Here is a 15,069-nt window from a genome sequence, read left to right on the forward strand (position 1 = left end):
TAGTCTTCGACTGATTCACTCCAGCAACTTATTATTCTGCATTTTCTTGCTTTCTAATATGACATATCTACTGATCCTAGCAAAATTTTTTCTCAAAATTTGTTGCTGCGCAATGCTTTTCCCGCCACGCCTGTCCGCGATAGGTAACGTTTTCTATGCATATATTCGGGATCACTTCTGCTACTCCACTGCAGGCTCATAAGCGACAATCGCGACTTGCAATTCACATTCACTGATGCGCGGGAATGCCAACTGCGACCAACTCATGTACACGAGTTGAGTGAAGTTAATATGAGGCACTCAAGTGCCAAACCTGTTAAAGATCAGCTCGGGATAAGCAAGGGCTTTCCAGTGACGGATCAAACGAAATCTGCCTTGCAATACTCGCAACATGAAAATTCCCTTGATATAGGTGATTACCACTAATAGTGGAAGAGAAATACTTTCCGCTACATTATAGCCGTTTACTTATCCAGTCCTTACACAGGGATAGTTAAGCTCCGATCATCTGATAAGCAACCTAACCACCCTCTATCAATCCCTATTTCTCGACCACGTCCATTTCCAATGTCTTATTAAGAAGTTCTAACCTTTCCGAAAGGATATACAACAACAGCTCTTTTATCCCCGGATGGGAGATTTCAATAATGGCATAAGACAGGGCACGGCAGTGAACCACGATTTCTTCCAGGCTAAGAGCGGCATTATCAAACATAGCGCACCTCTATAGAATTGAGGGACATTTTTGCGCATGAATGAAACAAAGAAGTAGCCATAAAGCAAGCCTCCATTGGGTAACTTACAAAGCCACCACCAGAGACGCCAGGCTCATTGGGTGGTAGCCCGAACAAGGTTGGCGTACCGGCCCCAATGACTGCCGGTCTTCCTTGCGGAAGCCTTGCCCGGGCCACCATTGAAGCTTGGTAAACACGAGCTGTGCCTTTAAATGAACACGCAAAACATGCGTGTTCGGGCACCATTGGGGGATTCGGAACGCCAATTCCGGCCACGGATTATGTCGCAGCGAGAGGACTATACCTTACCCGTTTTGCCTATTGCAACCCCGAATATACCCAATAAAAATAAGTATTTATGTTTCGCGATCGTTCCCGCAATTATCGATTCCCCAATAACCGGCAAGTTTATGCCGCCTGTTATTGGAGTCAATAATAAACCTAAACGTACAGACAACGTAAACCTTAAGCCAGTAACCGGATCACTAACAATCTCAGCGTTATTTCCTGGTTTTTCCTGCCGTCTTTCCCCCCGACCGTGCCGGCTTACTCCCAGCCGCCCGCGCCCCCATTGCCGTAAACCGGGTTAACGCCGGTCTAACCCCGCGATCCCGGTTTTTTCCCGCCCTGAGCTCTTCCGCCGTTACCGGTGGAACCAAACACTCCCCACGGTTGCCGATCAGCTGCCGCATCCCCATCGCCGCCAGCGCTTCGCGTATCAGCGGCCAGTTGGCCGGGTCGTGGTAACGCAGCAGCGCTTTATGCAATCGCCGCTGGCGGTCGCCCTTGGGCACTTCCACCTCTTCACTGTTATAATCCACTTTCGCCAGCGGGTTTTTGCCGCTGTAATACATGGTGGTGGAGCTGGCGAGGGGCGAGGGGTAAAAGTTTTGCACCTGGTTCAACCGGAATCGATTTTTCTTCAGCCACAGCGCCAGGTTCACCATATCCTCGTCGCGGGTGCCGGGGTGCGCCGAGATAAAATAGGGGATCAGGTATTGCTCCTTGCCCGCCTGCCGGGAATAGGTGTCAAACAGCTGCTTAAAGCGCTGATAGCTGCCCATGCCCGGTTTCATCATTTTTGATAACGGCCCGGTTTCGGTATGCTCCGGCGCTATTTTCAGGTAACCGCCGACATGGTGCTCCGCCAGTTCCTTGATATAACGCGGGTCTTCCACCGCCAGGTCATAACGCACGCCAGAGGCAATCAGGATCTTTTTAATCCCTTTCAGCGAACGTGCGCGACGATAGAGCCTGATGGTCGGCTCATGGTTGGTATCCATATGCGTACAAATTTCAGGATAAACGCATGACGCCCGGCGGCAGGTCTGCTCCGCGCGCGGCGATTGGCAGCGCAGCATATACATATTGGCGGTCGGTCCGCCCAGATCGGAGATCACGCCGGTAAAACCGGGGACGCTGTCGCGGATTTCCTCGATTTCCCGCACAATGGAGTTTTCGGAACGGCTTTGGATAATCCGCCCCTCGTGTTCGGTAATGGAACAAAACGCGCAGCCGCCGTAGCAGCCGCGCATGATATTAACCGAAAAGCGGATCATATCGTAGGCCGGGATAGCGGTATTCGCATAGGCCGGATGCGGCACGCGCTGGTACGGCAGGGCAAATACCGAGTCCATTTCCCCGGTCAGCAACGGGATGGCCGGCGGGTTGATCCACACATAACGATCGCCATGCTTTTGCATCAGGGCGCGGGCGCAGCCGGGGTTGGTTTCGTGATGCAGGATGCGCGAGGCATGGGCATACATCACCTTGTCATTCTTGACCTTTTCATACGAGGGCAGCAGTACGTAGGTCTTTTCCCAGGGTTTGGGCGCCCTCACGCTGACGGGGTTGGGGGCGTATGCTTTTACCGTCCGCGTGGTACAGGGCAGGTCGTCGCCATAGGGATTAAGGATGGGGTCGATACGTCCCGGCGTATCCAGGCGGCTGGAATCGACGCCGGTCCAGCCGGGCAGCGCCGTTTTACGCAATACGGCGGTATTGCGCACGTCGTTTATCTCGCTGATAGGTTCGCCCGCCGCCAGCCGATGGGCCACTTCAACCAGCGGGCGCTCGCCGTTGCCGTAGATCAGCATATCGGCCTTGGCATCCACCAGCACTGAACGGCGCACGGTATCGGACCAGTAATCGTAATGGGCGATACGCCGCAGGCTGGCCTCGATGCCGCCCAGCAATACCGGCACATCGCCGAATGCTTCCTTGCAGCGCTGGGTGTAGACCAGCGTGGCGCGGTCCGGGCGTTTACCCGCCACATTGCCCGGCGTATAGGCATCGTCATGGCGCGCTTTCCTATCCGCCGTGTAGTGGTTGATCATCGAGTCCATATTGCCGGCCGTGACGCCAAAAAATAGGTTCGGTTTGCCCAGGCGCATAAAGTCCGCTTTGTGGGTCCAAAGAGGCTGGGCGATGATGCCGACCCTAAAACCCTGCGCCTCCAGCATCCGGCCGACGATCGCCATGCCAAAACTTGGGTGATCGACATAGGCATCGCCGGTGACCAGGATGATATCGCAGCTGTCCCAGCCCAGTCGGTCCATCTCAGCGCGGGACATGGGCAGGAACGGCGCGGTGCCAAAACATTCGGCCCAGTAAAGCGGATAGGAAAACAGCTGGCGTTCGGGGGTGATCAGGCTTGTCGGCACGGGCAACTCTTAAGCAGATGGCATCTTTGGGGTAAAAATTTTACCGATTTTGCCGGGGGAGGGCCGGGAAAATTGAGATAAAAATGAGTCAGATCAAAAAAAACACGGTGCGCGGGCCTGGATAACCCGATTGCGATATAAAGGTTAAGAAAAAATAATCTGCTTTAATAATCAATTTCTTAATTATTATCTTACTTTTTATCAAGCGCAACCCTGATATCACGAGGGTATTCATGGCCGTCAAGAAGCAGTTTTGTGCGGTTTTTTATTTTCTCGTTATGTTATAGGTATATATTATTATTTGTAATGCTAATTTATCGAATGAATTATTATATTGTTGCAGCTGAATACAACGGGCGCTGGCCCAACGTTGGATGTTATTGCGCAAGATATTGACATTAAAGACGCGGATAAAACCCCCGGCGAGCCCGCCAAATCGCGGTTGATGGATGCAGAGCCTGGTGGAAATGCGACCCTGGTACAGAATGTCACAACCCGCATAATGGCGTAATGCTGCCGGTACAAAATGATACGCTGTTTGATAAAAAGGGGGGATGTCTTTACGCTGGCACCGGGATAAGCTGTTTAAAAAAAGTGTGACCTGAGTCAAGTCGGGCACGGGATTGGTTGATGTTCTGTTTGCCGGTTTCGCCTTTAAACTGTAGGAAGCATCGAGGGGGCCGGCTCCTGTGACATTTATTATGGGCTGGCGAGGTAGAACCAACCGATTTACGCTTGCGTTGAGCGGCATGGTTTCATCTTTCAAAACACAGGGAGCGGATGGGATGACATTGGATGAAATATGGGGACTGAAATTTCTTGGTAAGCCTTACCAGGATGAGTGTATTTTATGGGCGGAGGAAAAGGTCATCGCCGGCTGCGGCGAGCAAAATATACTTATCCTGGCGAGCCTCGGTATGGATGCCAGCCCAGACGGAACCGAGGTTGAATACTTTTTCGGGCAGGCTTTAAGCGAGCAGGGCGAAAGCCAGCCGGACAGGGATGCCGGCCTGAAAAATTACTCCCTTTGTCTTTGTCATCAGATAGTTAACCAGCAACGGGATCCTGAGTCAACGGCAAAGCTATTGGCGGATATCAACCGCCATGAAAGTTACAATACCAGTATCTATTCGCTCTGGAACCTGGTTGTTGAAGATTTAACCCTGCTTTATTGCGGTCACTCTGCTTATGAGAATTCCGAACTAACATTGGAAAATAAGGACCGCTTTATTGATAAACTGGCGCGTCATTTTATCGTATTGCAGAATAATAATGTGCCGAGCGATTTTCTATTGCTTAGCGTTTGCAAGTCATGCCATAAGCTGGTGCGCACGCAATATCGGGCTCTGCCTGGAGAAAATCCATTGCATGAGCTTTTGATCAAGGTAGGGTTAAAACAGCCGAGACACGCAACGGTTTGCATGTCCTGCGGATCGCTGTTGTTAACCCATCTGTATTCTAACGAGCAACGGGAAAATGCGCTGGGGATGCTGGGTAAATGATTTTTGGCTGTTAAGCATCGGCAGGCTCTGGGGGATGCTTGAACCGGCGGCAGTTCACCAGCCGGTTTCAGCTTTGCCAGAGCGGCGCGGGCAGGGATACAGGCCTTTGATGTGGCAGACGTTTCAATGGATTCCCTGGCCGGTGGAAGCAATGGCAGGTGATGGTAGGGGCTATGCGGCTGCCGGCTCATGTTGATGTTTCCCGAAAAAATCGACATGAGGTGGATGTATGTCGACGCCATCAACACACGCTTTCCCACCTTGCGCGGAAATTGAAAAACGGCCAAAATATTTTTCTTATATTTTAATCAGACATATCTGTTTACCACAAAATATCTTTGTATTCGCCATAAAATCAGACATGATTTGGCAATGCATCCAAGGCGTTTTCGAAAATAAAGAATAAATAACGATGCCTGAAAATATTTATCACAATGTTTAATATTTAAATTATATCTAATAATTAAAGTTAATTTAAATATAAATCACAGTCATGGTATTTGTTTTAGCTGGAAACCCCAACGCGATTTCCCTGTTTAACGCCGTGATACGACCATGCCCTGAACAAGAGACAGGTGCTCATTATGATGAATAACATTGATTTATCCATACATTCACCAGCGGCCTCTCCTCTGTATCAGGTTAAAATGTACAATACAAACTTCAATCAGAACATGACTGCGGCGTATTCCACCATGGATATTCCTGCTCACCGCCATTCTGCAATAAACGACCGCGCTATTCCCCGTCTCGCGGAAAATATTAAATATTCTGGTTTCAATAAAAATGACGGTTCACGCGCCAAACGCCATGCGGCGCCATCCTCCCGCTACCTGCGTACGGACTGGCAATATCTGCTGGGGGTGTATCTTAATAAAAACGCCGCGGCCGGGATCAATCCGGAAAGCATCGAGCCGTTACGGCTGGCCGCCACCCTGCTCGATAGCGTCTCGCGCCAGCCGTCCATTATGCCGGGTATTGCCCGCCTGACGCTTTACGGTAGCCAGCTGTATGGCGAACGTCGCGGTGAAAACCTTACCCCGCTGCAGCAACGCGGCCTGATCGGACAGGCGCTGTGCCGGCTTATTTATCAAAAAGAGAGTATTGTCCTGCGTATCGCGACGTTATTCGCCGGTAACCGTCACGTCACGCAGAAGGATTTTATCGCCGTGCTGCGTTCGTGGCCTTACCCCGGGGGTTACGAGTGGGCAGAGCGAATATGGCGGGAAATGTATGAAGCGCCGGAAATCCCCGCACTTTATCTCAACAGTGTTTATCGCGCGGGGGAAGGGCAGACATCGGGAATAAACGGTTTGCCGGCGACGCTGGATCTGGATAATTTGTGGGTCGGCAGCCTGACCTGGACATTGATGCAATTTGGCGCCCGATCCATGGCGCTGCTTGACCCGGTGAAACTCCGGCAGGTGTCCTGTCATGGCCTAATTGAATTGGGCATCGGTTTGGTCGGTTTGTTCCGGCAGGGCCTGCTGGCATCCGGTGTGGAGGCCACCCTGTACCTGGGCCTATTGCTTTATTATCTGCGCGCGCGTCCGGAACTTGGCCTGGGCCAGGTGCTGGAATCCGATACGCTGGACCCCGCATTCGCCCTGTTAAAGGACGAAATGGAGATGCGGCATCTTACCGCCCAGCGCCTGTATAACGGTTTTCTTCTTTACGAGGGCGGTTATCAGCAGCCCTCCTGGCGCAGCCGTGAAACCGCGGCGGCGGAACTGATTAAACGACACTGCGGCCGGGCGGAGGCGCCGCTGGCAAGCGCCGATCCGGCGGCGCCCGGGCATAGCCGGTTTTCCCCGCTTAGCCCTGTTCAACAGTTGATAAAATGGCCGTCCGGGCAGCGATGCGGTGAATCTGGCGAGCCTGTTCCCGATCTGGACGCGTATTATCGGCTGGTAGTGGATAGTTTTGCCGCCAAAATCCGCGAACTGGACATCGCGCTGCTGGCTGCCGCTTTTGTGGCCAGTGATGTCCGGGATGACAACCTTCAGTCCGAAGACGTGGATTTTTTGCAACGCGCGGGCATTGCATGGGTGATCCCCAGGCTGGTTCAAATCCGGCGAGCTAAGGATATGTTTTATTCAAACGCGCAGGTTCACTGTCACGGTAAACCCGACACGATTTTTTTTCAGGCCAGGCAGGGACATGCACGCCGGCTGTTTGCCCTGCGTATCACGGAACAGGGCTACCTGCTGCGCGAAATCTTGCTGAAGGGTAAAGATCTGAGCGCGCTGGGACCTTATATGATTAACTGGCCGGCGCCAAGGCTCCTGCCCCAGCACAGGTTTCATCTGCTGCCGGTTGACCCTAACACCAGGTTAAAAGCGCCGAACGACACGTTGTCCACCCTTATGGAACGTTACGCGGAACTGCATTATCAATCCTACCGGCAAAAAATCCATGACCAGGGCTATAACGGCACGCAATCGACCTTCCCCCGCATTGCGGGGGTGGTTGCCAGTTATGTGATCCCCTTTTATGGCTGTATCGACTCCCTGATTGCCCGCCAGCATCGCGCCGCGTTTACCGAATGCCTGGTGGATGGCGCGCTGGTGGGCTTGCCGTTGGTCTTTGCCGGCGTTAAGGCTGGTCTGGTCCTGTTCCGGGAAACGGCGACGGGTATCGGCCAGACGATGGGGGGGCCGATGTTTATCGCTGCCGAAACCACGGTGTTCAGGCATATACCGTCCGCTTCGGTACAAATCGGCGGCGGTATCTTGGCCACCCGATTGCAAATCGGTCCGTTTATGCAGGTGATACAAAAAGAAACGCTTAAAAGCATCGATCCCGGTTTTGCCGCCCTGCGCTCGTTGAATATCGTGGGCAAAGGACTTTATCTGGCGCTGCTCGGCAGGGCGGCAATAGGGCTGAGCAGATTGTCGCCCCATTTGGCCAAGGTATCCGGGCAGATCCCCAAGATTATTACCGAAACGCTCGATTTTGATTTACCGGTAAGCTATGGCGCGGATGCGAGTACGCCCCAGACCGTGACGGTGAAAGGCATCCCTTATTCGGTAATGCGGATACAAAACAGCAGCGTGGTGGCGGTGGAGACCGGAGAGCGCACAGCCGACGGCCAGTTGATGTTTGCCCAGTTGGATTTGCACAGCCGGTTCGGTATTTATAAAAAATACTATTGCCTCTACACTGGCAATGCGCAATGCCGGCTTAACGCCTGGCACCGGCCGGATTTCGAGCTGGAAGCTAATGCCGATGTTCCCGGCACCAAGAATAGCCCCTATTTTTGGTCGCTCTCCGTTGGTTCGCCTTTGCAACTGGTGGTGGTTCATCCGCTCCACACGCTCGACTTTGCCGACCGGCAATGGGTGTTATTTGAAATCAACCATCGCCGTTGGGCCTTTGAACTGGAATCCGGGAGCCTGATACCGGCGGATAACATTGATGAGTGGCAGATGCCGCCGGACCGGACGGATGAATGGGCATTGATGATTGAACCCGGTAATGATAACCGGACCCTCGGGCTGCACCTGACACCCTTGCCGCAACGTCGCAAACGCCATGCCGCGTTGCACAGGGTACAGGACTGGAGCCGGCTGCTGGCTAATTACACCCTGGCTGATGAGGGTATTGCCGGTTTCTTAGCCGCTATCCATGGCGATGCACATCTAAACGTGAAGATTGGCGAAGCGGATTATCTCCTGTCGCCCGAGAAAAACGCCGCCACGTTTTTGTTGCGTCATCCAACCCAGGCAACCGCGCCGGCGTTCCGGGTAGCCTATCTGATCGACGGGGGCGATTTTGTGTTTGCCTCGCCGGACGAGCCGCCTAACGCCCACCATATTGGCGAAGCCTTGCGCCGGCGAATTGCCGCCAACCCACGGGCCACCCAGGCGCCTTATATCGATATCCTGCTGCCGCCATTGGTGAACGGCGCATTCAGGTACGGGAACAATATGTTCCTGAAAATGGGCGATCGATTTTTGCATATCGTACCGTCTGATGCCGGCTACCATACCTTGCCGGGGGAGGAGGCGTTGCCGGGCCACGAACCCTGGACCCTGCGTTATGAATTGTTCACCGGCAGTTTTGATATTGCCGATGCCAAAGGCCGTCTTCCCGCGCCCTATAAAGAAAGGGGCGTTTCCCGATCCCGGTTTGACCAGCTAGCGGCCCGGACTTATCCCAAACGGTTGTTTCCTGACCTGGCGGCGCTTTGCGCCACGGTAAAGACTGCGGTTAATTCTTCGGCCACACCGCAATCTGGCCTGCTTGCCCGGCTACGCCAGGTGGCGCTGTTGCTACGTCTTGATCGGCCACGGCGTTCCGAACTGCTGCATGCCTCAAGCGTGGCGCTGCGCACCTTTAGGATGGATGGGAGCCTGGCGGATGAATGGGTGGTAAATTTCCAGCCGCTCGCGCTGTGGGCGACGCTGGAAAACGTGGCGGTCGCCAGCCAGGCGCGCGGCATGCGGGGAAACGTATGGGTGAGCCGGCAATGGGCGCGGGTGGAGGGGATCACCTGGCATTTCCCTCCGCCGGTATTGATTGCCCAGGGGCCTGAACCGCGGTGGTTTATTGTCAACAGCGAATATTCCTCCAATGAGGAATTGCTGCAACAAGAGTATGAAATACAGCTGCTTCCCGATCGGCTCGACGCCCTGCGGCTGACCGGTGAAGGCGGTTTTCGCCGCTGGCTGCCGGGCTTTAGCGATAATAACCAGCGGACGGTGGTAACCAAATTTTGCTTATCGGAGACGCCGCAACCCCTATTCTGGATTGATGAACCGGGCCAGGTGTGGGCGCAGACGCCGGATGGCGTTAAAACCCGGCTGTATCGCAATAACAGCCGGCAGGCGGTGGCCGATATTGTTGTTTCACCCGACGGCGGTACCCTGGTGCTGGTGTATGCCCATACCTTGCAGGAGGAGCGGGTGGCGTTTTATCATCTGCCGTCGATGGGAACCCGGGCGGTGCGGAGCGAGATAGCGCCTTATAAAGACACTATGCTGGAGGGATCTTCCGTCCCTGGCCGGGCATGGTGGGTCACGGACATGGGCGACCTGTTCGTGCCCAGGGAGAACCAGTGGTCTTTGTTGGCCGGGTTGACCAGCCGTTGGGCAGCGCCTGCCGGCTACCGGCCGGATTTTGTGTCGGTTGATCAACGCTTCCTTGGGTTTGTCCGGCGCAACGCTAATACGCAGGTCCATGAGATTATGCTGGTCGACACCGCCGGCGGTACGCCGATGTTATTGCAACGCAGCCGGCCCGTCACGGTGGAAAGCTTCGGCATGGGCACGCTGGTAAGCGTGGCGTTTTCCGCTCTTAACGCGCTGGTGGCGGTGGGCTTTTCCGATGGTTATATAGAGATATACCGAATCCATGACGAGGAAAACAGCGGCGCCGTCGCCTCCCTTGGTTATCTCTGTTTGCCACTGGGAAATTACGTACTGCCGGATTTCCAATACCCTAAACCCAAGCAGATGGTAATGAAATTCAGTAATGCCTTCGACCGGTTAGCGGTTTTCCATGACATCGGCGATTTTCACTCGGATGCGAAGGGAAACGGCACCTATGCCGTCGAGGAAATTTACCTGGCGGATTTAGCCTGATTCGCTTACCACCGTTGACGGGGGCCAGAATACCGGTGGCTGGATATCGGCCAAAAAGCCGCCGAACCGCGCGGCGGCGCGATAAATTTAATCTGTCTGTATAAATCATTCAGCAATGCTAAATGAATCCCATGGCATCTGTCTCGTTTGTTACATTAGTCACGGTAGTAGGGCAACAGGGCGTGATTATGATAATTTACCGAAATTAGATTCCAGATTCAGGAATGCACCATGCACGATATGCGGGATCTGAAATTGCTGTTGGCGATTCGCGATAATGACACCCTGGTGGCCGCCGCCCATCAGTTGGGCCTGACGCCATCGGCGGTGACCCAGCGCTTGCAGAATATGGAAAAGCGGCTAAATTTGCGGTTGATCGACCGTTCCGCCCGGCGTCTGTGTTTTACCGGCGAAGGGGAGCTGTTATGCCAACGCGGTAAACTGTTGGTGGAGCAGTATGACGCGTTAATGCATGAGCTGGACAAGCGTCGCAGCAGTTTTGCCGGCACCTTGAAAATCAACGCGCCGTTTGGCTTCGGCCGGCGTTACCTGGCCGCCGCCGCCGCGGATTTCCAGCAACGCTACCCTGATGTGGAAATTTTGCTTACCCTGTCGGACCGGCCGATGGTGGAAGCCGCGGAACGTTTTGATATCGTGATCCATATTGGCGAATTACGCTCATCCAATTTAATCGGCCATGCCATCGCCGCCAACAGTCGTTTTGTCTGCGCGTCGCCCGATTTTATTGCCCGCCATGGGCAGCCGTCCTCTCCGGAAGAATTAGCCCGTCTGCCCTGTATTGCCCTGTGCGAAAACAATGAAGACGTATTGCTGTGGCATTTTACCCGCGGCCGCACCAGCAGCAGCGTGCGCGTGCGATCTACGCTTGCCAGCAATGACGGCGATATTATCCGTTTATGGGCGACGCGGGGGCTGGGCATTATTATGCGGTCTGAATGGGATGTGGCGCAGGCCTTGCGGGAAGGGGAACTGGTACGCCTGCTGCCGGGGTGGAAAACCCTCGACGCCGATGTGATTGCGTTGACCCATCAGCGCGAGGGACTGCCGCTGCGTACGCGCCAGTTTATGCGTTTCCTGCGGGAACGGTTTGCGCCGATCCCGCCCTGGCGCGAGGCAAAGCAGTGATGCCCTGGCCGCCGCCGATCGGTAACGTCGCCGGGCCGGTGGTTTTATTCCGGTTTCGCAGCGCGTGGACAAGCGTCGCCAGGATGCGCGCGTCGCTGGCGCCGATAGGGTGGCCGGGCGCGATGGCGTCTGGTCCTCAGGCGTTGATACCGCCGTCCACATTGATGCCTGTGCCGGTAATATGCGCCGCCTCGGGGCCGGCCAGGAAGGTGACCGCGGCCGCGACATCCCCGGCCTTGCCGTAATGGCCGAGCGCAATAAACTGGCGCTGCGTTTCGGCGCCTTCGCCGTCGGCCGGGTTCATATCGCTGTCGGTGGGCCCGGGGTGGACCAGGTTAACGGTGATGCCGCGCGGGCCCAGATCGCGGGCCAGGCCGCGGGTCAGCGCCAGCAGCGCCGATTTGGTCATCGCATAGACGGCAATGCCCGGCATGGGCACGCGATCGGCCAGGCAACTGCCGATGTTGATGATGCGCCCGCCTTGCCCCAGGTGGGGCAGCGCCGCCTGGGTAGCCACTACCAGGCCGCGGATATTAACGTTAATCATCGCGTCGATATCCTCCAGCGCCATTTCTTCCAGCATGCCGCCGCGCGCGATGCCCGCGTTATTCACCAGGATATCGAGGCCGCCCAGACCGGCCACGGTTTGGCTGACGGCGTCACGTACCGCGGCGGCTGAGGCGCTGTCGGCCTGGATGGCCAGCGCCTTGCGGCCCAGGGCTTCAATTTCCTTCACTACCTCAAGCGCCTTGTCGGCGGATTTTTCGTAGGTTATCGCCACATCGGCGCCGGCCCGGGCCAGTGACAGCGCCATGGCCTTGCCCAGTCCGCGGCTGGCGCCGGTGACCAGCGCGCGTTTGTCTTCAAGTGAATTCATGATCATTCCCCATTTGTGTGTTGATCGATACAAAAATAGGGTAAACGGAATTGCCTCCAGTGGTCAAGAGTATTATTATATCGATCGGCATAAAATTAATGAGAGCAGGCTCGGGTTATGGCGGCACGAGGACGTCCCAGAGGCTTTGATCGCCAGGCAGCGTTGGCCGCAGCGATGAAGCTGTTCTGGCAGAAAGGATATACCGCGACGTCGATGGCGGATCTTTATCAGGCGATGGGCATCAATTCGCCTAGTTTATATGCCGCGTTCGGCAGTAAAGAGGATCTGTTCCTGGACGCCATCGGCTATTACGAAACCTGTATCGCGCCGCAGATATGGTCGCCGCTGGACTACGCCGCCAGCGCGCGGGAAGGTGTGCGGGAGTGGCTGAAAAGCTCGGCGGAGATCCTTACCCGGGATGACTTCCCGCGCGGCTGCATGGTGACGCTGTCAAACGTGGCCGGCGAAGGCCACGATCGGCTGGGAGAAAGGGTGGCGCGTTCGCGCCAGAAGGGCATCGACAAGCTGACCGCGCGGCTGGAGCAGGCGGTGGCTGAGCAGGAGCTGGCGCCCGGTACCGATACTGTGGCGCTGGCGCGGACGTATGTCGGCATCCAGCAGGGCATGTCGATCCAGGCCCGCGACGGTGCCAGCTATGCCATGCTTGACGCCGTGGCGGACATGGCGCTGGCGCTGTGGCCGGCGGCATTAATCAATGCACGGGCCGAATGAGGCGCATGCCCGCGAACGGCAGGCCAATGGCGATGGCCAAATTACGCCGTGCGCTTAACGCTTTCAGCGTTCTTATCCCGACCGGATTGCCGGGCGCCGGAATGCTGACCGAACGCGTTCATGAAAAACATCCCTATGGCAAACCGGGCGTGCAGGCGTAGCCGGGACTGTTTGTGTCGTTTTGGCAGGGGCGGCAGGCGTGAGGCCATTGCTGTTATCAGGGCAGGCTTTTAAACTCGTCCGTTATCAGGAGCGCGGCGGCTTTTTTCAAGATATCCCTTTCCATTTCAAGACACCTTATGCGTTCCTCGAGTTCCAAAATACGCTGCTGGTCGGGCGTTACCGCCATGCCCGGCGGCATGATGCCGCTGCGCTCCGCGCGCAGCTGGGCGACCCAGCGGTATAGTATGTTTTCATCCACCCCGGTGGCATCGCAGGCTTCCCGATAAGTATGGCTGTTATCGAGTACCAGGCTCGCGGCCTCCCGCCTGAACTCTGCGGTAAATTTATTTTTTTTGGTCATCAGGACATCCTTTTTAGTACGGTGATTATATCGCCTAAGCGGGTGACCGGCATTAGAGATACGCCGTACGGGCGTGGCGCGGGGTACCATGTTGACCTCCATACCCAGCGGGTCCCGGCAGTGAGGTTATACCCGCCCGGCCGAAGAAAAATCAACCTTCCTATGGGTCTGTGTAGGGTTCGTTTAATCATTTTTTTCAGATCTTCGCAGGGACAAAACCGGAGGGGCTGGCTAAACAAATCACTTATCTCCTACATCACAAGGCGGGAAATGCTATTTCGCGAGACGCCTGTCCCAGCGCATATTTGCAGACCGGCGGGCGAACCGGCTTTAACGCGCAGATCAAAACAGACCCGGGGTCGTGTCATCTGGGGCCGCGCGGGCATGTTATCGTCATAACTTTGTAATGATTGCGTCAGGCTGGCGTCAGAGCAGGATCCTTAAACTCCTTCATTGAAACCGGGGTAGTTACCCCATCCCCATCCAGCAAGGAGTTTATGATCATGCGTAATATATTAAACCGCACCGTTTTGTCATCCGTCGTCGCCTCCGCCCTATTGCTTACGGCGGCCACGGTCTCAGCCCAGGCCGCCCCGGTCAGGAACATCGTCCTGGTCCACGGCGCGTTTGTCGGTGGCGCGGGCTGGCGGCCGGTATATGATATTTTAACCAAGGACGGCTATCACGTGACCCTGGTGCAGGAGCCGCTGACCTCGTTCCCCGAGGATGTGGCCGCCGCCAAACGCATCCTGGCGTTACAGGATGGCCCGACGGTGCTGGTGGGCCATAGCTATGGCGGCGCCATTATTACCGAGGCGGGTAACGATCCGCATGTCGCCGGGCTGGTGTATATCGCGGCCCATGCCCTGGACAACGGCGAGACCGAGGCCGGCAACGGCAAAAAACTGCCGAACACCGCCCACCCTTTTGCCAGGACGCCCGACGGCTTCCTGTACATCAATCCGGCCAATTATCCGGCGGATTTTGCCGCCGATCTGCCTCGTAGGCAGGCCGGGTTCGAGGCGCGGGCGCAGATGTTGACCTCGGCAAGCGTCTTTACCGCCAATATTGCGGATCCGGCCTGGAAAACCAAGCCAAGCTGGTACATGGTGGCGAAAGCCGACAAAATCATCAGCCCCGATCTGGAGCGGATGTACGCGGCGCGGGCGCATAGCCATACCGTGGAAATCGAAGGGGCGAGCCACTCGGTATACGAGTCGCATCCCAAACAGGTGGCGGCGCTGATAGAACAGGCGGCGCGGCATGCGCTAGACTAGGAAGCGGCCGCGACAGGCCGCGCCGGAGAC

General features: G+C 55.6%; 11 protein-coding genes and 1 pseudogene. 6 read left to right on the plus strand and 6 right to left on the minus strand.

What is annotated here, in order from left to right; all coding sequences use genetic code 11:
* Positions 1 to 541: 541 nt before the first annotated feature.
* From GRH90_RS25930 to GRH90_RS13530, 3 genes are all read right to left on the minus strand, one after another.
* Positions 542 to 715 carry a hypothetical protein gene (locus GRH90_RS25930; protein WP_178113150.1) on the minus strand — a complete coding sequence of 58 codons (174 nt, stop codon included), beginning with the start codon at positions 713 to 715 and terminating at the stop codon, positions 542 to 544.
* Entirely contained in the window at positions 708 to 1,010 is a 303-nt protein-coding gene (locus tag GRH90_RS26695; protein WP_376766079.1) for an ash family protein, read from the minus strand. Before GRH90_RS26695 ends, GRH90_RS25930 begins: the two co-directional genes overlap by 8 nt.
* Before the next feature lie 224 nt (positions 1,011 to 1,234).
* Positions 1,235 to 3,397, minus strand: coding sequence for a YgiQ family radical SAM protein (locus GRH90_RS13530; RefSeq protein WP_162366485.1), 2,163 nt, complete (start codon positions 3,395 to 3,397; stop codon positions 1,235 to 1,237).
* Between the two features lie 785 nt (positions 3,398 to 4,182).
* On the opposite strand from GRH90_RS13530, the gene GRH90_RS13535 reads away from it, so the two are divergent.
* From GRH90_RS13535 to GRH90_RS13545, 3 genes are all read left to right on the plus strand, one after another.
* A complete protein-coding gene (locus GRH90_RS13535) occupies positions 4,183 to 4,899 on the plus strand; it encodes a hypothetical protein (protein WP_162366486.1) in 717 nt (238 codons plus the stop codon).
* A gap of 695 nt (positions 4,900 to 5,594) precedes the next feature.
* Positions 5,595 to 10,484, plus strand: a complete 4,890-nt coding sequence (locus GRH90_RS13540) for a hypothetical protein (RefSeq protein ID WP_162366487.1) — start codon at positions 5,595 to 5,597, stop codon at positions 10,482 to 10,484.
* A gap of 231 nt (positions 10,485 to 10,715) precedes the next feature.
* Complete coding sequence (locus GRH90_RS13545; protein WP_162366488.1) at positions 10,716 to 11,630, plus strand: LysR family transcriptional regulator; 915 nt, start codon at positions 10,716 to 10,718, stop codon at positions 11,628 to 11,630.
* Here the strand turns inward: GRH90_RS13545 and GRH90_RS13550 are convergent.
* Together GRH90_RS13550 and GRH90_RS13555 are read right to left on the minus strand one after the other, a co-directional pair.
* A pseudogene (locus GRH90_RS13550) lies at positions 11,569 to 11,757 on the minus strand (hypothetical protein); the annotation flags it as partial. The gene GRH90_RS13545 and the pseudogene GRH90_RS13550 sit on opposite strands and share 62 nt — an antisense overlap.
* Before the next feature lie 9 nt (positions 11,758 to 11,766).
* Positions 11,767 to 12,507, minus strand: coding sequence for a 3-oxoacyl-ACP reductase family protein (locus GRH90_RS13555; protein WP_162366489.1), 741 nt, complete (start codon positions 12,505 to 12,507; stop codon positions 11,767 to 11,769).
* Positions 12,508 to 12,624: 117 nt separating this feature from the next.
* On the opposite strand from GRH90_RS13555, the gene GRH90_RS13560 reads away from it, so the two are divergent.
* Positions 12,625 to 13,239, plus strand: a complete 615-nt coding sequence (locus GRH90_RS13560) for a TetR/AcrR family transcriptional regulator (protein ID WP_162366490.1) — start codon at positions 12,625 to 12,627, stop codon at positions 13,237 to 13,239.
* Positions 13,240 to 13,271: 32 nt separating this feature from the next.
* Entirely contained in the window at positions 13,272 to 13,400 is a 129-nt protein-coding gene (locus GRH90_RS26525) for a hypothetical protein (protein WP_281352759.1), read from the plus strand.
* Positions 13,401 to 13,456: 56 nt separating this feature from the next.
* Here the strand turns inward: GRH90_RS26525 and GRH90_RS13565 are convergent, their stop codons facing one another.
* Positions 13,457 to 13,762 carry a transposase gene (locus GRH90_RS13565; protein WP_162366491.1) on the minus strand — a complete coding sequence of 102 codons (306 nt, stop codon included), beginning with the start codon at positions 13,760 to 13,762 and terminating at the stop codon, positions 13,457 to 13,459.
* Positions 13,763 to 14,265: 503 nt separating this feature from the next.
* Between GRH90_RS13565 and GRH90_RS13570 the strand changes: the two genes are divergently transcribed.
* Positions 14,266 to 15,039 (plus strand): alpha/beta fold hydrolase, encoded by a 774-nt coding sequence (locus tag GRH90_RS13570; protein ID WP_162366492.1) that lies wholly within the window; start codon positions 14,266 to 14,268, stop codon positions 15,037 to 15,039.
* Positions 15,040 to 15,069 lie beyond the last annotated feature (30 nt).

It is taken from the genome of Acerihabitans arboris (genome assembly GCF_010131535.1).
GTDB lineage: Bacteria > Pseudomonadota > Gammaproteobacteria > Enterobacterales > Enterobacteriaceae > Acerihabitans > Acerihabitans arboris.